Source organism: Pseudomonas sp. DP-17 (assembly GCF_022380625.1).
GTDB classification, from domain to species: Bacteria; Pseudomonadota; Gammaproteobacteria; order Pseudomonadales; family Pseudomonadaceae; genus Pseudomonas; species Pseudomonas nitroreducens_A.
Genome location: NZ_JAKSXG010000015.1, coordinates 262,194 through 282,955 on the forward strand (window position 1 = coordinate 262,194; position 20,762 = coordinate 282,955).

General features: G+C 67.9%; 21 protein-coding genes and 3 pseudogenes. 14 read left to right on the forward strand and 10 right to left on the reverse strand.

The genetic code is table 11. From position 1 onward, the window contains the following. Positions 1-46 precede the first annotated feature (46 nt). The 3 genes from MJ122_RS24960 to MJ122_RS24970 all read left to right on the forward strand — a co-directional run bounded on the left by MJ122_RS24960 (position 47) and on the right by MJ122_RS24970 (position 2,598). A complete protein-coding gene (locus tag MJ122_RS24960) occupies positions 47-1,174 on the forward strand; it encodes an MFS transporter (RefSeq protein WP_239746396.1) in 1,128 nt (375 codons plus the stop codon). A 39-nt stretch (positions 1,175-1,213) separates the two neighbouring features. Beyond that, on the forward strand, positions 1,214-1,591 hold the full coding sequence (locus MJ122_RS24965; RefSeq protein ID WP_239746397.1) for a c-type cytochrome: 378 nt from the start codon (positions 1,214-1,216) through the stop codon (positions 1,589-1,591). A gap of 119 nt (positions 1,592-1,710) precedes the next feature. Beyond that, positions 1,711-2,598, forward strand: coding sequence for a sterol desaturase family protein (locus MJ122_RS24970; RefSeq protein ID WP_239746398.1), 888 nt, complete (start codon positions 1,711-1,713; stop codon positions 2,596-2,598). Here the strand turns inward: MJ122_RS24970 and MJ122_RS24975 are convergent. The 7 genes from MJ122_RS24975 to MJ122_RS25005 form a co-directional block, all read right to left on the reverse strand. Further along, positions 2,587-3,270 (reverse strand): AraC family transcriptional regulator, encoded by a 684-nt coding sequence (locus MJ122_RS24975; protein ID WP_239746399.1) that lies wholly within the window; start codon positions 3,268-3,270, stop codon positions 2,587-2,589. The two genes, MJ122_RS24970 and MJ122_RS24975, sit on opposite strands and share 12 nt — an antisense overlap. Continuing rightward, entirely contained in the window at positions 3,257-3,817 is a 561-nt protein-coding gene (locus MJ122_RS24980) for a GNAT family N-acetyltransferase (protein WP_088420957.1), read from the reverse strand. The genes MJ122_RS24975 and MJ122_RS24980 overlap by 14 nt, the downstream gene beginning before the upstream one ends. Positions 3,818-4,170: 353 nt before the next feature. Continuing rightward, on the reverse strand, positions 4,171-5,100 hold the full coding sequence (locus tag MJ122_RS24985) for a LysR family transcriptional regulator (RefSeq protein ID WP_239746400.1): 930 nt from the start codon (positions 5,098-5,100) through the stop codon (positions 4,171-4,173). A gap of 40 nt (positions 5,101-5,140) precedes the next feature. Then, positions 5,141-6,115 carry a quinone oxidoreductase gene (locus tag MJ122_RS24990; RefSeq protein WP_239746401.1) on the reverse strand — a complete coding sequence of 325 codons (975 nt, stop codon included), beginning with the start codon at positions 6,113-6,115 and terminating at the stop codon, positions 5,141-5,143. Positions 6,116-6,229: 114 nt separating this feature from the next. Beyond that, positions 6,230-6,574 (reverse strand): VOC family protein, encoded by a 345-nt coding sequence (locus MJ122_RS24995; protein WP_239746402.1) that lies wholly within the window; start codon positions 6,572-6,574, stop codon positions 6,230-6,232. Positions 6,575-6,619: 45 nt separating this feature from the next. Then, positions 6,620-7,030, reverse strand: coding sequence for a hypothetical protein (locus MJ122_RS25000; protein ID WP_239746403.1), 411 nt, complete (start codon positions 7,028-7,030; stop codon positions 6,620-6,622). Between the two features lie 93 nt (positions 7,031-7,123). Continuing rightward, positions 7,124-7,780: a hypothetical protein gene (locus MJ122_RS25005; RefSeq protein ID WP_239746404.1), complete on the reverse strand. Its 657-nt coding sequence runs from the start codon at positions 7,778-7,780 to the stop codon at positions 7,124-7,126. A 332-nt stretch (positions 7,781-8,112) separates the two neighbouring features. Between MJ122_RS25005 and MJ122_RS30200 the strand changes: the two are divergent. The 11 genes and pseudogenes from MJ122_RS30200 to MJ122_RS25060 all read left to right on the forward strand — a co-directional run. Then, positions 8,113-8,298 (forward strand): annotated as a pseudogene (locus MJ122_RS30200) (LysR family transcriptional regulator); the annotation flags it as partial. A gap of 547 nt (positions 8,299-8,845) precedes the next feature. Then, a pseudogene (locus tag MJ122_RS25015) lies at positions 8,846-8,992 on the forward strand (cyclase family protein); the annotation flags it as partial. Positions 8,993-9,063: 71 nt separating this feature from the next. Beyond that, entirely contained in the window at positions 9,064-9,642 is a 579-nt protein-coding gene (locus MJ122_RS25020; protein WP_239746406.1) for an NAD(P)H-dependent oxidoreductase, read from the forward strand. Between the two features lie 66 nt (positions 9,643-9,708). Next, complete coding sequence (locus tag MJ122_RS25025; protein WP_239746407.1) at positions 9,709-10,089, forward strand: MerR family transcriptional regulator; 381 nt, start codon at positions 9,709-9,711, stop codon at positions 10,087-10,089. An 85-nt stretch (positions 10,090-10,174) separates the two neighbouring features. Further along, positions 10,175-10,519: a cupin domain-containing protein gene (locus MJ122_RS25030; protein WP_088420981.1), complete on the forward strand. Its 345-nt coding sequence runs from the start codon at positions 10,175-10,177 to the stop codon at positions 10,517-10,519. Between the two features lie 99 nt (positions 10,520-10,618). Continuing rightward, positions 10,619-11,284: a VIT1/CCC1 transporter family protein gene (locus MJ122_RS25035; protein WP_239746408.1), complete on the forward strand. Its 666-nt coding sequence runs from the start codon at positions 10,619-10,621 to the stop codon at positions 11,282-11,284. A gap of 314 nt (positions 11,285-11,598) precedes the next feature. Next, positions 11,599-11,736: pseudogene (locus tag MJ122_RS25040) on the forward strand (hypothetical protein); the annotation flags it as partial. A gap of 256 nt (positions 11,737-11,992) precedes the next feature. Then, a complete protein-coding gene (locus MJ122_RS25045) occupies positions 11,993-12,742 on the forward strand; it encodes a creatininase family protein (protein WP_088420983.1) in 750 nt (249 codons plus the stop codon). A 176-nt stretch (positions 12,743-12,918) separates the two neighbouring features. Then, positions 12,919-13,308, forward strand: coding sequence for a hypothetical protein (locus tag MJ122_RS25050; protein ID WP_239746410.1), 390 nt, complete (start codon positions 12,919-12,921; stop codon positions 13,306-13,308). A gap of 24 nt (positions 13,309-13,332) precedes the next feature. After that, entirely contained in the window at positions 13,333-13,749 is a 417-nt protein-coding gene (locus tag MJ122_RS25055) for an organic hydroperoxide resistance protein (protein WP_239746412.1), read from the forward strand. A gap of 138 nt (positions 13,750-13,887) precedes the next feature. Then, positions 13,888-16,758: a winged helix-turn-helix domain-containing protein gene (locus tag MJ122_RS25060; protein ID WP_239746413.1), complete on the forward strand. Its 2,871-nt coding sequence runs from the start codon at positions 13,888-13,890 to the stop codon at positions 16,756-16,758. A 7-nt stretch (positions 16,759-16,765) separates the two neighbouring features. Here MJ122_RS25060 and MJ122_RS25065 read toward each other — a convergent pair whose 3' ends face one another. From MJ122_RS25065 to MJ122_RS25075, 3 genes are read right to left on the reverse strand one after another with little or no spacing between them, the layout of a single operon-like run. After that, the gene (locus tag MJ122_RS25065; RefSeq protein WP_239746415.1) at positions 16,766-17,452 is read right to left on the reverse strand and encodes a response regulator; all 687 of its coding nucleotides are present in this window, start codon (positions 17,450-17,452) and stop codon (positions 16,766-16,768) included. A 32-nt stretch (positions 17,453-17,484) separates the two neighbouring features. After that, positions 17,485-17,856, reverse strand: a complete 372-nt coding sequence (locus MJ122_RS25070; protein WP_239746417.1) for a response regulator — start codon at positions 17,854-17,856, stop codon at positions 17,485-17,487. After that, the gene (locus MJ122_RS25075; RefSeq protein ID WP_239746419.1) at positions 17,856-20,654 is read right to left on the reverse strand and encodes a PAS domain-containing protein; all 2,799 of its coding nucleotides are present in this window, start codon (positions 20,652-20,654) and stop codon (positions 17,856-17,858) included. The genes MJ122_RS25070 and MJ122_RS25075 overlap by 1 nt, the downstream gene beginning before the upstream one ends. Positions 20,655-20,762: the final 108 nt, after the last annotated feature.

Consider the following 20,762-nt stretch of genomic DNA (forward strand, 5'->3'; position numbering starts at 1 on the left):
CGGGGCGCGGGTTATCCTGCGGCCCCGTCTTTGTCACGAGGCTGTCATGTCGTCCGCTTACGCGCCTGCCCTGCAGCGAGCCGACCGGGATTCGCGCAACTCCGCCCAGGTGCTCAGCCTGTGCCTGCCCGCCGACGTGCTGCTGTACCTGCTGCTGCCGATGTACGCGGCGGACTTTGGCGTGACCCTGGTGGAAGCGGGTATCCTGCTGGCGGCTAATCGTCTGGTGCGCATCGTGGGTTACGGTTGGGTGGTTCGTTTCTACGCCCGCCATGGCGATCGAGCCGCCTGCAGCCTCGCCGCGCTGGCGACGGCAGCCTGCGCGCTGGCCTCGGCGACGCTCTCCGGATTTGCCACGCTGCTGGTGTTCCGGCTGGTCTGGGGCTTGTGCTTCGCCACGTTCAACCTCAGCACCCAGACCCTCGCTACCGCCGAGGCGCAAGGCGCCGCGCGCCGCGCCGGACGCTCGCGGGCGACCCTTTCCATCGGACCGATGCTGGCGCTGCCGCTGGGGGCGGTGATGGCCCAGGCGTTCGGGCCGCGCAGCGTATTCTTCGTGCTCTTTGTGGCGGCCCTTTGCGGCCTGTGGCGCGCCCGCGCTTTACCCGCAACGGGCCATGATATTCCGGTCAGCAGCGGCCGCCGCCTGCGCCTGCCGGACAGCATTGCTACCTGGTCCTTCATCGAAGGCGTGACCCTCGACGGTCTGTTCGTGTTCGGCCTTTCGCTCTACGCGCAGACTCACCTGGGTGCTACCGGCGTATTGGTGGCGGGCATCCTGATGGCAGTGCGTTATCTCAGCGAGATGCTCTTCAGCCCGTTCGGCGGTCGCCTGGCGGATCGCTTCGGTGCATTGCGCATGCTGGTCGTGCTGTCGCTGGCCACCTCGCTGGCGCTGCTGATGTTCGGCAGCTACTGGCTGTTCATCGGCGCGTTCTTCGTGCTGGTGTTGCGGGCACTGCAACTGCCGCTGGTGGTGACGCTGGTGGCGCAGCGCAATCCGCAGGCGCGCATCCAGGCTCTGGCGGGCAATGCCGTTTGGCGTGATATCGGAGCAGGGCTCGGGCCTATCCTGGCCGGCGTGCTGCTGCCGCAGGTGCCGGCGCTCTGGGCCTATGCGGGGGCGGCAGCGATACTGGCGCTCAGCGCACTGGGGTGTGCCTGGCGGCGCTGACTGAATCAGGATTGATAGGCACGGCAAGGAAGCAGGAAAGTGAAAGCATTGTTCATCGCTCTGACCGGGGGTCTTTTGCTCGCACAGATGACGCCAGCCCTGGCGGATAACCTCAACGGCAAGAACCTCTTTACCCAGCGCTGTGCGGTCTGCCACGGCGCGGACATGAAGGCGACCGGGCCGCTGGCCCACAAGAGCAGCCCGCCCACGCCCGACCTTACGACGACCGCTTTCAGGAAGCGCCTGAGCGATTATCCGGGCGTCATCGTGTCGTCGGTGGTGCTGCGCCCCAACGGCAGCCTGATCCCCAGGACACTGCGCGAGAACGGCGTGAAAATTCCGCCGCACGCCTGGAGCCTCGATGATCTGCGCGATCTGAACCAGTACATGGTCGGGGTGATTTCGAAGAGTCGCTGAGGCTGCCCTTGGGACGCGGAAATCCGCACGCGATGGCAGAGCCGAATGCGCGGATTGTTCAAGCGCGGCTGACGGCCTGGCAGGAAAACTGGCGGCTCTCACTGCACCGGAGCTGCCCCATGCGCTATCTCTACGCCCCCGCGTTCTTCCTCGGCTTCATCGGCCTGGCCCTGTACCTGGTCGGTGAAGGCGTATCGCTGTTGTGCCTGCCGGCGCTGTTGCCGCTGGCGATCCTGCTGGCCTTCCTCGCCGAGCGGCTCTGGCCCTATCGAGCGGGTTGGAACGAGAGCCATGGCGATGGCGCCCGCGATCTCCTCCATGCGCTGGTCAACGAGACGCTGAACGCCCTGGGCATTGCAGCGATTCCGGTGATAGCCCTGTGGCTGCCGCATTTCGCGCTGTGGCCAGTGGATTGGCCGCTGGCGCTGCAACTGCTGATAGCGCTGCTGATCGCCGACCTCGGTATCACCCTGGTGCACTATGCCAGCCACCGTTCGCCGCTGTTGTGGCGCCTGCATGCGGTGCACCACAGCGTCACGCGCATGTATGGGTTCAACGGGCTGATGAAGCATCCGTTGCACCAGATGCTGGAAGCGCTGGGCGGCACGTTGCCCTTGCTGTTGCTGGGGATTCCCGTGGAGGTTGCCGCGCTGCTGGCGTTCGCCATCGCCATCCAGTTGCTGCTGCAGCACAGCAATGTGGACATGCGTATCGGCGTGCTGCGCCACCTGTTCGCCTGGGCGCCGCTGCACCGCCTGCATCACCTGAAATACGGCACGGCGGGGGACGTGAATTTCGCGCTGTTCTTCAGCTTCTGGGACCGCCTGCTGGGCACGGCGCTGCACCTGCCGGACTACGCGCTGGCGGAAGATGACCTGGGCATAGGTGACCGCCCCGACTACCCGGTGGCGTACCTGGATCAGCTGGCTGAGCCGTTCCGCCACATCGATTCAGCGCATCCGCCGGCACCGTTGCCCATGGAGCTGCGCCGCCTGTTAGTCGAGTAGGCGCAGCTTCAATTGGCGCAGCGTGAGGTCGGCGCGGATGCCGAACTGGCTGCGCACGCTGCGGGAGAAGTGCGCGGAATCGGCGAAGCCCGCCGTGATGGCGGCGCTGGTCAGGCTCTCGCCCGCCATGGCCAGCCGCAGCGCCTGGCGCAGCCGTTGCCAGAGCACCAGGCGGCGCACCGACAGGCCCAGCGTGCCGCTGAACAGCCGTTCCAGCTGGCTCAGCGAGAGCGAGGCTTCCTCTGCCAGGGCGTGGGCGGGCAGGGCGCTGTCGTCCAGCGCGCGGATGCGCTGCAGGGCTTTCTCCAGGCGCGGGTCGAGCTGTCGGCGCGGCAGTTCGCGCAGGCCTGATGCGAGCCGTTGCAGGTCTGGCCCGACCTGCCGGCAAAGCCACTCGAGATCGGCCAGCTCGAACGCCAGCGGCTCGGCGAACAGGGTGACGGCGCGCTGGTCGCTGTCGAGGATCGCGTGGCGCTGGTTGGAGGCAATCACCAGCAGCCCCGCCTGCTGCGGCTGTTCGTCGATCAGCGCGCTCACCTCGCCCTCACGGGCCATCAGCAGCTGGTGCGCATAGTGGGCGTGGGTGCGCGCGTGGCCGGTGGTGCCGACGACCAGGCAGCAGTCCGCGCCCAGCCAGAGTTCGCCCTGCCAGGCCTGCTCAGTCGTCTGCATGGCGTGCCAGCCACTCTTCCCGCGTCAGCTCCCAGGTTTCCCGCGGCAGCACGCCGCTGACGAAGTGTCCTTCGTCGCGGCCCACCAGGCGCATGCCCTCGCGTTCGGAGATGCGCCGCGAACCTTGGTTGGGCACGGCCTTGGGCACCTGCATCAGCGGCCGGCCCAGGGTCAGGAACCAGAAGCGGCTGATCGCTTCGCAGGCCTCGCTCATGTAGCCCTGGCCCTGCCAGGCGGGCGCCAGCCAGAAGCCGCGGTGATTGCCCGGCTGATCGAACAGCGAGATGTTGCCGATGGCCTCCTCGGGCGCGCTGGCCAGGCGGATCATCCAGTGCCATTCCTCGCCACGGGCCATGGCCGGCAGCACCACGTCGCGTACATAGACCAGTGCGCCATCGGCCGGGTAGGGCCAGGGCACGCGGCGGTCCAGGTAGCGCACCACTTCCCAGTGCGGGAACAGGCGCTGGATGGTCGGTGCGTCGGTGAGTTGCACCGGCGTGAGCAGCAGGCGTTCGGTGCGCAGGATGGGTGGGCTTTGGCTATCCATGTCGGCTCCTGATTCTTCCGCGACAGTCTGCCGTTTCCCGGCGGTGGCTGGCCAGCCTTGCGCAAGAACGGCCTGCAGCGGCTGCACAGCCTCGGACCAGACGCCCGAACGCGGCGATGGCGAGATAGTCGTCACGGTCCGAGGCGGGCCGCAAGGCCACGGCTGCCCGGTCGCAATGCCGGGCGCCCGTGCTGGCGACCGGTCGGCTGGTCCGCCCCTTCGCCGACAAGGGCCTGGAATACTCCCTGACCCAGGCCTGTTACGTGGTCTACCGCCCCGAGTGCGCCGAGCTGCCCAAGGCGCGGGCATTGCGCGACTGGCTGTTGGCCGAAGCGGGCGGTGAGGCGCCTCGCTCAGGGGGGGCCCGATTGCCAGGGGGGGCCGCCGGCGAACTGCTGCTCGATCCAGGCCTTGAACGCTTCGCTGGCGGCCGAGCTGTAGCGCGCCGAAGGGCGCACGAAATAGATACCGGCGGAGGCGTCCAGTTGCCAATCCGGCAGTACCCGCACCAGGCGGCCGGCGTCCAGATCGTGCTTCATCAGCCATTCGCCGCCGGCGAGGATGCCCACGCCCAGGCGCGCCGCCGAGAGCAGGGCCTCGTTGTCGTTACTGTGCAGGTTGCCGCTGACGCGGACCGTCTGTTGCTTGCCACGGCTGGCCAGTTTCCAGTCCGGCCAGGAGTTCAGGCCGGTGAAGCCCAGGCAGTTGTGTTCGGCCAGCTCCGTCGGAGCGCGGGGCGCGCCGTGGCGTTCGAGATAGGCGGGTGCGGCGCAGAGGATACGCCGCAGGTCGCAGAGCCGCCGTGCCAGCAGGCGGCTGTCGGCCAGCTCGCCGATGCGGATGGCCGCATCGAAGCCTTCGCCGACGATATCGACGAAGCGCTCCGAGTACTCCACCTCCAGCGTCACCTGCGGGTGCTCGAGGACGAAGCGCGAGAGGATCGGGCTCAGCCACAGTCGCCCCATGGCCGCCGGCACGGCGAGCTTCAGGCGGCCCTGGACAAGGGCCGCGCTGCGGCTGGCTTCGTCCTGGGCCTCGGCGATCAGGCTGGCGGCCTGGCGCAGACGCTCCACCAGCCGTTGGCCTTCGTCGCTGAAGCGCAGGTGCCGGGTGGTGCGCTCCACCAGCCGTACGCCCAGGCGCTGCTCGAGCGCGCCGAGGCGCTTGGACAGCACCGAAGGGTGGCGTTGCAGGGCGCGGCCGGCGGCGGCGAAGGAGCCGTGCTCGGCCAGCGCCAGGAGGGCGGCGAGTTCGTCGGCCTGGCGACTATCGAACAGATCCATAGGGCTCCCAATTCGGCGAATCCACTCGCCCGGCGGTGGTTCATGGTGTGAGGACGATGGCCCCTTCTGAGCGGCCTTCCTGCAGGTCGGCATGGGCCCGGGCGACTTCCGCCAAGGGATAGCGACGCCATACCCGCGGCTGGATGATACCGTCCGCGACGGCCTGCAGGACGTCCTTCGCGCGCTGCTGGTATTCCTCGGCCGTGGCGGTGTGCGCGGCGAGCGACGGGCGGGTGAGGAACAGCGAGCCCTTGGCGTTCAGCGTGGCGACCTCGACAGCGGGCGGCGCGCCGGAAGCCATGCCGAAGCTCACCAGCAGGCCGCGCGGGCGCAGGCAGTCCAGCGAGGCTTCGAAGGTGGCGCGACCGATGGGGTCGTAGACCACATCGACCTGGTGCCCGCCGGTGAGCTCGCGGACCTGATCGGCCAGCGTCGCTGCATCGAATACCAGCACCTCGTCGCAGCCGGCGGCACGAGCACGCTCTACGCTCTGCGGCTTCGACACCACGCCGATGACGAAGGCGCCCAGGTGCCGGGCCCAGGGCACCATCAGTTGTCCCAGCGCGCCAGCGGCGCCGTAGATCAGCACGCGCGAGCCGGGGCCGACCGGCCAGGTGGACTTGAGCAGGTATTGCGCGGTGATGCCCTTGAACAGTACAGCGGCAGCATCTTCAAAGCTGACGGAGTCCGGCAGCTTCACCAGGCGCTCTGCCGGGTACAGGCGGCCGCTGGCATAGGCGCCGAGCGGCCCGGTGGCGTAGGCGACGCGGTCGCCGACCTGAACACTGCTCACGCCTTCGCCGATAGCGGTTACGCTACCCGCGCCCTCCAGGCCGAGCGAGGAGGGCAGCTGCACCTTCACCGCACCGGAGCGCTGGCTCAGGTCCAGCGGGTTGACGCCGATGGCGGCCTGTTTCAGCCACACTTCGCCGGGGCCGGGTTGCGGTGCCTGGGTCTGTTCGAGACGGAGGACTTCCGGGCCGCCGAAGGCGTGGAGCGATATGCGGGTGATCATGGTTTTTCCCTGGCTGGTGATGATGTTCGCCAGTCTAGGGACAGGGTTGCGATGCACCAGACAGGGCGGGTGCAGGACATAGCTGCACGCAGTGCAGCAATCCGCAGGGCCCGCTCAGGCCGAGGTGTACTGGGCGAAGGCCAGGTGGTAGCCGTTGCAATCGCGTATGCCGAACTCGCGCGAGCCGTAGGGCATGTCCTGCAGAGGCCAGGCGATCTGCGCCTGGTCTTTCACGGCGGCGAAGTAGCGCGCGACGTCGGCGAGTTGCAGGTAGATCGTGCCCGAGCAACCCACCTCGCGGCCCCACAGATCATGTGCTGTGAACAGCAGGCGGCAGTGCTCCAGTTGCACGGTGAGCGTCCCTTCGGCGGAATCGGTCACGGCGAAGCCCAGCGTGTCGCGGTAATACTCGCGGGTGAGGTCCAGGTCGTGGCAGCGCAGCAGCAGGGTGAGCGGCATGGAGGCTCCGGAGAGAGGCGCGGAGCCGCGATCATGTCACAGGCTTCAGCGCAGAATCACCCGCAACAGTGAAACCAGTGCCGCACCGAACACCGGCGAAATCCAGATGCCGAAGGTCTGCAGGACGAATTGCCGAGCGTAGGCCAGCAGGTCCTGTTCCGGGAAGGGCACGCCCAGGCTGTGCCGGCAGTACGCCAGGATGGCGACGATGAAGCAGGTGCCGGCGAGCACCCCGGCCGACCGCCAAGCCATGCCGCGCTCGCTGGAGTAGGCCAGCAGCGCGCCGCACAGGATGCCGCTCAGGGCCACCAGAATCTCGAAGGTAAATTCAGGCTCGGCGAACCAGCGATTGCCGTTCAGCCCGATGGTGTCGCCGATCTGCCAGCCGGCGAGGCTGCCCAGCGTCAGTGCCATGGCCAACCAGGGCAGGAAACGCAAAACGGTACTGTTCTGCATCACGATTGCCTCCCGGACTCGTCGATGATGGCGAAGGAGCAGTATAGCCGCCGGTCGGGGATTCGTTTACCTGGGGATGGAAGGTTGCAGCGGTCATTTACGCAGGATGTAGATCCGCACCCCGTCCACGCCGGGGATCACGTTGTAGTGACGGATCTGCGAAAAGCCCAGGCGCTGGAACTCTCGCTCCAGGGCGCGGGCGCTGGCGAAGTCGGGGCCAACGGGATGCGGGTCGGCCCCGCATGGGCAGGACTGGGTATCCTTCACCGACGTCGGATGGCCGACGCGGGCGAACAGGATCACGCTGTCGCGAGTCACCGGAATCCACTCATTGAGCAATCGGATGTTCGGCATGTTGCAGGCGGTCCGCGGGACTTCCGGCAGCAACAGGCAATCGACCGAGCCCTTGCTCAGTTCGGTGTGCTCCTGGGGGGCCGGCAGTTCTTTGATCCGGCGCTTCATGGCTTCGGGCAATTTCTGGTGGGCCTCCACCAGCGAGTCGGCGGACGGGCAGGTGGCCACGATGATGCGGTTGCCGTGTTCCAGCAGCACCGGCCACGCAGAGCCGGGGGATTGCGAGACCTCGAGCACCAGGATCGGCTCTTCGGCCATGCGCAGGGCGAGGCGCAGCAGGCGCTTCTCCCGCCATTGGCGCATCCGCAGGCAGACGCCGCTGCCGAATGAATTGCCGGCAGCGGCATCGTTCTCGCGGTGAGGAGCGGTGGCGAACAGGCGTTGGGGTTCGTTCATGGGGGCGGACTCGTCAATTACGGCCATTGTCGAGTTGTGCGATCAAGGACTCGTCAAGGGCTTGTGAAAAAGACGTGGAACAGGACTTTTCAGACGCCGATACCGTGAAGCTGATCTGCGCCGGCACGGAAGTGCCGGCGCAGATCGACGACCCGCTGGTGGGCCGGGCGATCAGCTACTACCAGTCGGCGGGCTACGGTTTCACCCATCAGCGGCTGGACTGGACACCGGCGGCGGGCAATGAGCCCCCAGCTGGCAGGTATCGCACAACGCGATACCTGCCAGCGCGAAATACGCCACGTGCCGATGCGGCGCCTGGGTATAAATCGCCCATGCGCTACCGACGTCTGGACCTCAACCTGCTGGTCGCCCTGGATGTGCTGCTCGAAGAGGGCAGCGTCAGCCGGGCGGCGCAGCGCCTCAACCTCGGCCAGTCGGCCACCAGCGCCGCGCTGGGCCGGCTGCGCGAGCATTTCCAGGACCCGTTGCTGGTGCCGCTGGGGCGGGGCCTGGAGCGGACTGCGCTGGCGCGGCAGTTGGCGCCCAAGGTGCGCGAGGTGCTCAGTTTGGCCGGCGAAGTGGTGGAGACTTCCACCGCCTTCGACCCCGCCCGCTGTGATCGGCGATTCACTCTGGTGGCTTCGGACTATGTGGCCGCGACCCTGTTGCCGGCTGCCAGCCGTGAACTGGCGCGCCAGGCCCCCGGTGCTTCGCTGGTGCTGCGTGACCTGCCGTTGCCGCGCGACGGCGATGTGGTGGCCGAGGCGCTGGAGTACCGGCGCAGCGACCTGGTGATAGTGCCGCAGCGGCGGATCAACCCGCGCTATCCCCACGAGGCGTTGCTCAGCGATGAACTGTGCTGCATCGTCTGCGCGGCTCACCCTGCACACGAAGATTCGTTGAGCCTTGGCGCTTATTGCGCGGCCGGGCATGTGGTGCGCGAGTTCACCGATGGCCCAGATATCGATGTCTCTCTCGCTCTGGGCTTTGCCGAAGGCCAGGTGGGTGTGGACGTCCACCAGCCCGGGCATGACGAAGTCACCCTGGACTTCGCGGTCACCCGCTGCCGGGCGCGACATCGGCTACGGGCAGATGGAGAAGCTTGCCAACCTCGAGCAACTGCCTGACCACGGCTTCCTGGTCAGTTGCTTCCCCTACAAGATCCGCCACGCCTCCGCCGGTTTCGTGCGCGCCGTGGCAATCCTTGAGTGACTGCCTGGCGTTGACTCTCCCCCCAGGGGGAGGCTTTAGGCTCGACTCGCTTTCACAAGGAGTCGAGCACCATGCACCAGAAACGGATTCTCCTGATCCTCGGGCACCCCAGCGACGATAGCTTCTGTGGCGCCATTGCCGAGCGCTATCGGCAAGCAGCCAGCGGCGCGGGGCATGAAGTCAGATTGCTGCGCCTGAGCGAGCTGGCCTTCGACCCGCTATTGCGCGGCGGCTACACCGCCGGCCAGCCGCTGGAACCGGACCTGCTGCAGGCGCAGCAGGCGATTGCCTGGGCCGATCACCTGGCGCTGGTGTTTCCGGTTTGGTGGGGCGGGGTACCCGCGCTGCTCAAGGGCTTTCTCGACCGGACATTCCTGCCCGGTTTCGCCTTCCGTTACCGCAAGGGGTCGCCCTTTCCGGAAAAGCTGCTCAAGGGCCGCACCGCTCACCTGCTGGCGACCATGGACACGCCGCCCTGGTACTTCCGCTGGTTCCAGCGCATGCCCGCGCTGCAGCAGATGCGCAGGACCACCCTGGAGTTCTGCGGTATCCGCCCGACCGGCACGCTCCTGTTCGGGCCGATCATCCACTCGGCTGCGCAGCGGCGCGAGGGCTGGTTGCGGCAGGTGCAGTCGCTCGCCGGCAGATGATCCGCAGGCTGGGATTTTCGCCGCGGCTGCCCCATGCTGGACGCCATCTGTGCAGGAGTGGTTCACATGTATATCGGGAAGGTTGCCGAGCTGTCCGGCGCCACGGTCAAGTGCATTCGTCACTATGAGGAGATCGGCCTGCTGCCCACGCCGCGTCGGGAGGGCAAGTACCGCGTCTATACCCAGGAGACGGTCGAGTTGCTGGTGTTCATCAAGTGCGCCCAGCAGCTGGGCTTCCGCCTCAGGGAGATGCAGGACATCTTCCTGCGCGGCGGTGAGCTGGCGCGCTGGGACCTTGTGCGCGAAGCGATTGCGGCGAAGAAGCAGGAGCTGAGTCGGCGCATCGAGGAACTGCAAAGCCATTACAACGGCCTCGAGGACTTCGAGAAGAGCCTGCTGGACTCCACCGCGCTCTGCAATCTGGAGCACCTGCCAGCCGTGGGCTGAGCGACCCTTTGTCGCCTCGCTTCGAGCGGCGCCATGCAGCGTCTTTACTGGCACAGAGACCCTGTCGTTCAGCGAGGCATGCGTGATGAACAGCCTGGAGGTGGCACCCGAGACTCGGGGCGTGACGGTGGAGCTGCTGTCCTCGGTCGACCTCGGCCCGGAAATCGAAGGCATGGCGGGCCGCCAGCTGCGGATGCGCCGGGTAACCATCGCGCCCGGCGGCGTCTTCGGGCCGCTGCATGACCACGTGGACCGCCCCGGCACGGTGTTCATCCTGCAGGGCACCATCACCGACCATCGCAACGGTATCGCCACCGACTACGGGCCGGGCGCCGGCTGGCCCGAGGACCACAACACCAGCCACTGGCTGGAGAACCGCGGCAGCGTTACCGCCGTGGAGATTTCGGTCGATATCGTCCGGCTGGGCTGAGCCCGGCGGGATGCATTGCCTCGCACATCACCTGCCAGCGCTCACTCAATGGCACAGACGAGGGACGACGAGCCGCGCTCGCCGATCAGGAGGGAAGCGATGGACAAAGCCGAGAAGGGCACCTGGCAACGGGTGCTGGAACCGATCGACCGTATCACCGAAGTGATTTTCGGCCTGTTGATGGCCATGACCTTCATCGGCTCGCTGAGCGTGGCGACCTCGGGGCGGGAGGAGGTGCGCACCATGCTGATCGCCGCCCTGGGCTGCAACCTCGCCTGGGGCCTGGCCGACGCCGTGATCTACCTGATGCGCACCTGGACCGAGCGCACCCGCAACCGCACGCTGATGCAGCGCTTGCAGGGCAGCGCCGACCCGCGCAATGGCCAGGGGCTCATCGCCGCCGAACTGCCACCGCGCATCGCCACGGCGCTCAGCACGGAGGGGTTGGAGATGCTGCGCCTGCACCTGCTGCGAGAGGCCGCTGGAGCTCCGGCTCCGGCGCGCATCGGCTGGGGAGATATCAAGGGTGCGCTGGCGACTTTCCTGCTGGTGGTGCTGGCGACCTTCCCGCTGGTCATTCCCTTCCTGCTGATCGACCAGACCGGCCCGGCCATCCGTGCCTCCAACGCGGTGGCGCTGGTGATGCTGTTCGTTTCCGGCTGGATGCTCGCCCGCTATTCCGGTGGCTCGCCGTGGGCCGGCGGGATTGCGCTGGCGGTGGTGGGCACGGCGCTGCTGTTCGCCATCATCGCGCTGGGTGGCTGATCGCCAACCTTTGCCCGCCGGCTGCAACTGCATTGCGAGGTGAGGGGAGGGCAGTCTCCCTCACCGGACCATCGGGTATTGACCTCGGAAGTCAGCCTTCAGCCATGGCGCAGGAGCTCGGCGCGCGATCGCTCGTGGGGGTTGACCTCAACCTGGGCTCAGGTCCTGGAGTCCGTTCGGCCCGGGTTTGCCGCTGGTAGGCGACGGCTGAGGGTATTCGGAGCACGCCCGCACAAGGGCCCGGTAGGGACCTTCACGCTTCACTGAAGATTTTCCAGGCCACCTGCTGCCTGGGGTTCAGCCACTGGCTGAACATCGCGCGGGTCAACAACCTGCACGCATTCCCAAGCTCCGTCGCGGCGGTCCGCGCGACCAGGGCGATGACGCCGCCGCGCCAACCGCCTGCGATCGATTTCCCCTTGCTGGCGCCTGCGCTGTCATCACCTGCGCTGCATCGCCCGGCGCTGCTCGTCGTCGTCCTACTGGAGGTCATCGCCACGCTCGCGGCCTGCACCTTCATCGGTCAGCCGCGAGTTCCAGTAACCCGCAACGCCGATGGACACCATGGTGCAATGTCCGCATGGGTGGCCTGCGTGTTGTCATGCGAGGCAAGGGCAAACCGGCGAGGGTTCCGGCAGCCCGAACGTGCATGGCTCAGGCGATGCACGCTCTTCCCACTTGGCGAGCCCGTCGAATCGCGAGGTTTTTATGCTCCTACCCCTGTGCACCTGGTCCGAAATCGAGCAGTTCCTTGGCCGCAGCCGGACCATTGTCATCCCGATAGGCTCCAACGAGCAGCACGGCCCCATCGGATTGCTGGGGACCGACTGGATGTGCCCGGAGATCATCGCCCACGAAGCGCAGAAGTCGGCCGATATCCTTATCGCGCCGACCTTCAACATCGGCATGGCGCAGCACCACCTGGGCTTCCCCGGCACCATCACGCTGCGCCCCTCGACCTTCATCGCTGCCATCTGCGACTGGGTGAATTCCCTGGCCGCCCACGGCTTCGAGAAAATCCTCTTCCTCAATGGCCACGGCGGCAACGTGGCCTCCATCGAGGCCGCGTTCTCCGAACTCTACGCCCAGGCCAGCTTCGCGCGGCGCCCGGCGGGGTTCGCCCTGAAACTGTGCAACTGGTGGGACCTGGAAGGCGTCGGCGAGCTGGCCAACCGGCAGTTCCCCAAGGGGCACGGCATCCATGCCACGCCGTCGGAGATCGCCGTCACCCAGTGGGCCTACCCGCAGCACATCAAGTCGGCCGAGTACTCGCCAGCGATCGCCAACTGGGGGCCGATCCGCGAGGCGGCAGATTTCCGCGCGCGCCATCCGGACGGCCGCATGGGCTCCGATCCCGGTCTCGCCACGCCGGAAAAAGGCCGCGAACTGGTGATGCTGGCCGCCCAGGGACTGGTGCAGGCGGTCGAGGCCTTCAGCGCTGAACTGTCGCCGTTCTGAGCGCTACCGCCGCAGCGTTGCCCTTCACGAAACCCGAGCCTTGCTCGGGTTTTTTGTGCGCTGCAGGTCGCCCTCCGGGGGCCAGCTAACAAGAGCTAACAGCAGATAACTGGCCCGATAGCGCGCTCCTTGCCACGCTGGCAGCCGGGAGTCATTGGCTAACCAGGGAGGCCTCCATGACCCAGCATGACGGCTGCATGAATCTGGCGGGGCGGCGCAGCAATGCGGAGTTCCGTGTGTTGGTCCTCGGCGCTGGCGAGCCGGCGGGCATCGCCTCGCGACAGCTGTACATGGCCTTGCTGCCGCTGCTCATCGCCTTCTTCGAGGGCCAGGTGCAGGCCGGCCGCATCGGCCAACCGGCCATGGGCGACCTGGTTCGCGCCACCTTGCGCGAGGTCGAGCGGCAGCGTGCAGCCTTCGACCCGGCCATTCCCTTTCGCGCCTGGCTGCTGGAGCTGGCTCGCCAGGAGCTGAGTGCCTACCGCAGTACGGTGCGCGCCGAGTCTGCCGTTGCGAGTCCGTCGAACGTGTCCGCGCGAAGCAGGCGCGCCGCCGCCGCGCACTGATTTCACGCCGTCAGAGATGTACCCATGCAGTCGATCGAGAAGGTTCTCTACACCGCCCGGGTACGCACCCGAGGTGGCCGCGATGGCGAAGCGCGCAGTGACGACGGTCGCCTGCAGGTTCGCCTGACGCCGCCAGGCGCGCCGGGGGAGGGCAGTAACCCCGAGCAGTTGTTCGCCGCGGCGTGGTCCGCCTGTTTCATCGGCGCGCTGCGCCACGCGGCCCATGCGCGCAAGCTGGAGTTCCCCGCGGAGACGGCGGTGGACAGCCAGGTGGAGCTGATGCATGGCGAGCACGGCTTCTTCCTGCGCGCGCATCTGGCGATCGAACTGCCTGGGCTGGAGCCGGAACTGGCGCAGTGCCTGGTGGACGCGGCGCGGCACAGCTGTCCCTATACCAAAGCGCTGCGCGGCCATATTGCCGTCACCCTGAGCCTGCGTTGAGCCCGGTCGCCGCCGATTCAGCGTGACAGCACACATAAACGGCCGCGCGCAAGGCTTGATCGTGCGCTCGAAACTCCTATCCTGCTAGGACTTGCGGGCCAGCCTCGCGCCCACTCCCACTTCCGGAAGAAACGCCCCGTGGAGTCTGCAGCGGACGATCTGTCCCCCTCAGCGATAGCGCCGATCGAATTCGGCCCGTTCCGGGTGATACCCGGTAAACGCCTGCTCACCCGTGATGCGCAGCCGATGGACATCGGCGGGCGCGCCTTCGACCTGCTCCTGGCGCTGCTGGAAAAGCCCGGACGGGTGCTTTCCAAGCGCGAACTGCTCAAACGTGTGTGGCCCGACATGGTGGTGGAAGAGGGCAGCCTGCGCTTTCACATGAACGGCCTGCGCCGCGCCCTGGGCGATGGCGAGGGTGGCGCGCGCTACATCGCCACCCAGGTCGGCGTCGGCTATGCATTCGTCGCGCCCGTGAGCCGCAGGGCCGATGCGGCGCCGGCAGCGTTGCCGGCGCTGCCCGTGGCCGACGGCGTTGGCAGCCTGCCGCCGCGGGTGAAGCTGATCGGCCGCGAGGCCGACGTGCAGATGATCCTGCAGCGCCTGCGCGAGCCGCGCCTGCTCACCATCGTCGGCACTGGCGGGGTGGGCAAGACCAGCCTGGTCGTCGAAGTCGGCCATCGCCTGCTTGCCGAGCGCCGGCAAACCGTGCGCTTCATCGACCTGGCCCAGGTGGAGGACGAGCATCTGGTCGCCTCGGCGCTGGCCGCCGCGCTGGGGGTGCCAGTGCAGGCCGAAGACCCGCTGGCGGTGCTGCTGGCGCACCTCAAGGGCCAGGCGCTGCTGCTGCTCGTCGACAACTGCGAACATGTGGTCGACGTCGTATCCGCGCTGGCCGAGCGCATCCGCGACGTCGCTCCCGGCGTCGGCCTGCTGGCCACCAGCCGCGAACCGTTGCGAGCGCGGGACGAAGAGGCGCACTGGCTCGGCCCGCTGGAGTTTCCCGAGCAGCCGCACGGCCTGCCTGTCGAGACATTGCTGGCGTACCCTGCCGTGCGGCTGTTCGTGGAGCGCGCCGAGGCGGCCAACGCTGCGCTGCAATGGCAGGAGGGCGACCCCGCCCTGATCGCCGACATGTGCCGACGCCTGGGCGGCATGGCCTTGCCCATCGAACTGGCGGCGGTACGGGTGGCGCTCCACGGCGCCAAGGCCACCCATGCACTGCTGGGTGAGCGTTTTTCCCTGGGCTGGTCCGGTCGGCGCACGGCGCAGCCGCGCCACCAGACGTTGCGCGCCATGCTGGACTGGAGTTACGCGCTGCTCGCCGAGAACGAACGCCTGGTGTTCGATCGTCTGTCGGTGTTCGTCGGGCCCTTCTCCCAGGAGGCGGCCGCGCAGGTCGTCGCGGACGCGCGCATCAATGGATTGGAGGCCGCCGCCATCCTCGATGAACTGACGTCCAAGGGGCTGGTGGCGGTGGACCGCAGCGAGGCCGCTTCGGCGTATCGCCTGCTGGAGATGACCCGCGCCTTCGCCCGTGAAAAAGCTGCTGGCCATGGCTTTGATGAGGCGCATGCCCTGGCTTTCCGTCATGCCGCTTATTACCTGTGGGTACTGGAGCAACTGGGTAGCGTGCCCGAGGTGATCTACGAGGGCTGCGCGCGTCTGGCCAACCAGCTGGGCAACGTGCGCAGCGCGCTGGAGTGGAGCTTCGGCCCGCAGGGCGACCCCGGCCTGGCGCTGCCGCTGGCGGCTGCCAGTGCGCCGTTGTTCCTGCACTATTCGCTGCAGGTGGAATGCCGCACCTGGTGCGCGCGGGCCACCGAGTTGCTGGAACTGGGCTATTTCGGCAGCCCCACCGAAATGGAACTGCAATCGGCCCTCGGGCTGGTGCTGATGTTCACCCGCGGCAACAGCGAGGCGGCCGGCAAGGCCCTGCTGCGTGCGCTGGAAATCGCCGTGGCACTCGCCGACCACTGGGCCGAATTGCGCGTGCTGGGGCGCCTGCAGATCTTCTACGAACGCATCGGCGACTTCGCCTCGTCGCTGGCCTGGGCGGAGCGCGCGGTGGTGGTCGGCGACACCCTGGGCGAACCGGAAGCGGTGGCGGTGGCCGCCTCGCTGGCAGGTATCTCCCATCACCTGCTGGGCGATCAGCGGCGCGCGCGCGAGGAGCTGGAAAAGTCCCTGCGCAACAGCTTGCCCTCGGAACGCAGCCGCACACTGCACTATGGCTTCGACCACCACAACCGCACCGGCCTGGCCCTGGCGCGCACGCTCTGGCTGCTCGGTTGCGCCGACCAGTCGCGGCGCTGGGCGGACCAGGTAGAGGCCGAGGCGGCGGAACTCAACCATCCCGCGACCCACTGCATCGCCCTGGTGTGGACGCTCTGCATCCACATCTGGACCGGTGAGCTGGACAAGGCCGACCGCAGCCTGGCGACCTTCAGCCGCATTGCCGAAGCCAATGCCTTCGCGCCGTACCAGGCTGCCACTCAGGGGTTCCACGCCGCCATCGCCATTCGCCGTGAACAGCCCGGCGACGCGGTGCGCCAGTTGGAGGAGAGCCTCACGCGCCTCCACGGCATGCGCTACGAGTTGCTGACCACGTCCTTCGAGATAGCCCTCGCCGAAGGCCTCATCCTCGCTGGCGAACACCGCCGCGCGCTGGGCGTTGCGCGGCGCTGCATCGCCCATTGCCGCGGCAGTGGCGACGCCTATGCGTTGCCGGAGCTGATGCGCATCGAGGCAAAGATCATCGGCGCCTTGGGCGAAGAGGGCGATCAGGCGGTTGAACGGTTGCTGCAGGACTCACTGGCGATGGCGCGCGAGCAAGGCGCTCGCGCTTGGATGCTGCGTTCGAGCCTGGACCTGGCGTGGCTGCGCGCGAGACAGGGCGACGAAGTCGCAGCGCTGGCGCTGCTGGACGCCTGCCGGCTCGAGGAAGGCTTCGACACGCTGGACGTGCGTCTGCTGGAGGATCGGCGACGCGCGCTGGGCGCCACCTGAGTCGCGCTCAGCGGCTCCGGGCCGGCACGATCGCCAGCAGCGCCGCCATGTTCACCAGGTCCGGCAGGGTGCGCGCCTGCATCTTGCGCATGACCCGGCCGCGGTGCGCCTTCACGGTAATCTCGCTGATGCCCAGGTCGGCCGCGATCTGCTTGTTCAAGCGCCCGGCCACCACCATTTCCAGCACTTCCCGCTCGCGGCTGGTGAGCAGCGCATAGGCCTGGCGCAGGGCATCGAGCCGGCTTTGCTGGCCGAGCGCGGCGCGGCTGTGCTGCAGCGCGTCGGCGATGGCCTGCAGCAGGATGTCGCTGTCGAACGGCTTGGTGAGGAATTCCACCGCGCCGGCCTTCATTGCGCGCACGGTCAACGGCACGTCGCCATAGCCGGTGATGAAGATGATCGGCATCGCCGGGCGGGCACCGGCCACGCTGCTTTGCAGGTCGAGGCCGTTGAGATCCGGTAGGTTGACGTCAAGCACCAGGCAGCTGGGCGCGACGCTGGCCGGCTCGTCGAGGAAGGCCGTGGCGGCGTCGAACAGCACCGGTCGCCAGCCGGCCGAGCGGATCAGCAGTTCCAGTGATTCACGCACCGAGATGTCGTCGTCGACGACGTAGACGATGGGCGTCGGCTCTTGCATCGGCAGGCGTTCCATTCGCTGGGCTGGGCCGGGATGGGCGGGATAGTGATGCAACATGCCATGTCCTCCGAGTGGCGTCGACCAGGCTGTCAGCTGACCGGCAGGGCGGCACTGAGTGCCTTGAGCAATTCCGCTTCGCTGAACGGTTTGAGCAGGCAGTCCACCGCTCCCTGGGCGATCAGCCGCGGTCGGGTGGCCGCGTCGCTGTGGGCGGTGATGAAGATGATCGGTATGGCAATTGCGCGCAGTGTCAGTTCCTTCTGCAACTGCGGCCCGCTCATCCCCGGCATCGACACGTCGAGGATCAGGCAGCGGGTGCGCTGCAGCGCGTCCGAAGCGAGGAAGTCTTCGGCACTGGAGAAGGCGCAGACCTGGAAGCCGAACTCGCGCAGCAGGTCCGGCAGGGATTCGCGCACCGATTCGTCGTCATCGACCACCGACACGAGCAGGGGCGTGGCCATCAGCGGATCTCCGTCGGTTGGTCGAGGGTGGTTTGCGCATGGGGCAGCGCGAAGATGAAGGTAGCGCCCGGCCCGTCGTGGGTGGTGGCCCAGATACGGCCGGCGTGGTGCTCGACGATGGAGCGGCTGACCCACAGACCGATGCCCATGCCCGCCTGCTTGGTACTGAAGAAGGCGTCGAACAGGCGGCCGGCGTCTGCTGGCGCGAAGCCCGCGCCATTGTCGCGCACGGCGAGGAAGATGCTCGCGTCCGGGTCGAGGCCGCTGCTGATGCGCAACTGCCGGGGGCGGTCATGCACGTCGCCCAGCGCATCGATGGCGTTGAGGATGAGGTTGAGGATCACCTGCTGCAGTTGCACCCGATCACCGCTCACGGCGGGCAGGTCTTGCTGCAGCGTCGGCAGAACGGTCACGCCGTGACGCTGCAGTTCGTTGTGCAGCATGGCGATCACTTCCCGCGCCGCCTCGTTGAGGTCGACCGGTTCGCTGACCGCCTCGTGGCGGGCGAACAGGGCACGCAGGCGCTTGATCACGTCCGCCGCGCGGTTGCCGTCGCGGATGGTGCGCCGGGCGGTTTCCCGCGCGCCTTCCAGGTTCGGCGTTGGCGCCCCCAGCATGCGCAGGCAGGTGCTGGCGTTGGTGATGATGCCGGCCAGCGGCTGGTTGACCTCGTGGGCGATGGACGCGGTCAGTGCGCCCAGGCTGGCCACGCGGGCGACGTGGGCCAGTTCGGCACGGGTTCGGTGCAGGGTTTCCTCGGCCAGCCGGCGCTGGGTGACGTCCTGCGCCGTGGCGATGTACAGCAGCGCACCGTCGGCCTCGCGGGTGGCCTGGGCGACCAGGTGGACATGGCGCACGGAGCCGCAGGGAAGCAGCAGTCGATGTTCGTGCTCGAAGTCGCAGCCGTCGCGGCGCTGGCGCTTGAGGAGCGCTTGCACGGTGGCGCGGTCTTCGGGGTGGATGCGCGAGAAGATCAGCTCGAAGCTCGGCGTCAGGCCCGGCTGGAGGTCGAGAAGCCGGTAGATTTCCTCCGACCAGGCGATCTCGTCATTGTCCACGCGCCAGGAGAAGGTGCCGGTCAGGCTGATGCGCTGGGCCTTGGCCAGGAAGGCTTCGCTCTGGCGCAGGGCCGCTTCGCTGCGCGCGCGGTCGATGGCGATGCTGGCGAGGTGGGTGAACTGCGAGACAAGCGCGCACTGGGTTTCGTCCGGCGCATGGGGCTGGGTGAAATAGACCGAGAGGATACCGCTGACCTCGCCTTGGTTGGACACCACCGGTATTGCCGCCAGCGCTCGCAGCCCGCAAGCCCGTGCCTGTTGCCGCCAGTCGGGCCAGCGGGTTTCGCCGTCCAGGTCATTGACCTGAACCCTGGCCTTTTCCAGTGCGGCCTGGGCTTGCGGGCTGCTGAGGGCCTCCACTGGCTGGCCGTCCGCGCCGCCGTACAGCGAAGCCGGCAGATGGGGAGCGGCGCCGGCCTGCAGACGCAGCGTCGCTTCCGGCGAGCAGCCATGGCGGGGCGTGACCAGGGTGATGGCGCACCGGCTGTCTTCGAGGTTGGCTTCCACCAGTTCGCAAAGGGTCGCCAGTACCTGCGGCAGGGCACAACCGCCGGCCATCAGGCCGAGCAGGCGTTTCTCGCCGGCCAGCAGCAGCTCGGCGCGCTTGCGCTCATGGATATCGGTGTTGCCGCCATACCATTTCAGCACGCACCCGGCCGCGTCGAGCTGCGGCACCGCGCGGATCAGGAACCAGCGGTAGCTGCCGTCGAAGCGCCGCAGCCGTGCCTCGAATTCGCCAGCGCGACCGGCGTCCAACAGGCCCTGCCAGTAGGCACCCAGCGCCGGCGCGTCCTCGGGGTGCAGGGCGCTCATCCAGCCGACGCCGGCAGCGCCTTCCGCGCTCATGCCGGTGTAGTCGAACCAGCGCTGGTTCAAGAATTCCACGCTGCCATCGGGGTCGGTGCGCCAGACGAAACCCGGCACGGCGTCGATCAGCGTGCGCAGGCGGTCTTCAGAAGCACGGACCTCGTCCAGCGCCAGGGCCAGCGACTCCCGCGCCTGGGCAATGAGCGCCCGGTCACGCTTCTGTTCGTCGATGTCCACCTTGAGCACGAACCAGCGCTGGATGCGTCCTGCGGCATCGCGGTGGGGCAGGGCGCGTACATGGAACCAGCGGTAGACGCCGTCCGCGCCGCGCACCCGGTGCTGGACGTTGTACGGCTCGCCGCTGGCGACGGAGTGCTGCCACGCCTTCAGCGCCTGGGGCAGGTCGTCGGGATGGAGCGTGCTGGAGCCTGTCCAGCCGCGCAGCTCCTCGAGGCCGGCGCCGAGGTAGTCGCTGTTGTGGCGATTGACGCATTCCAGCTCGCCGTCGGGCGTCATCAGCGAGATCAGGCCGGGAATGCTGTCGATGATCTCCTGGGTGTCCTGGGTGATGGCAGCCGGTGCGGCGGCCAGCAGGTCGTCGATATCGATGTTCTGGCCGCACCAGCCAACCAGTGCGCCATCGTCGTCGGTGAGTGCGCGGGCGCGCAGCAGGAAGCGCCGGTAGATCCCGTCGTGCCGGCGCAGGCGCGCCTGCAGGTCGTGGGGCGTGCCGGACTGGCGGATGGCACTCCAGCCCTGCTGCACCGCGGGCAGGTCCGCAGGGTGCACCAGCGTCTGCCAGATGTCGTCGCCATGGGTATCCCGGTCCCGGCCGGCATAGCGGCGCCAGGCCTGGTTGACGCTTTCCAGACGGCCTTCGAGGTTGGCGGTCCACGCCATGTCGGGCAGTTTGTCGAAGGCTTCGTTGTGCATTCCGATCCTCTCCCGGCGCTAGCCGTGGGGCGATCATGCGCCTTGCCGGCGGGGCTGCCAATGATACCTAGGTGTCGGCTGCGACACCGCACGCGGGGCGCGCGCGAG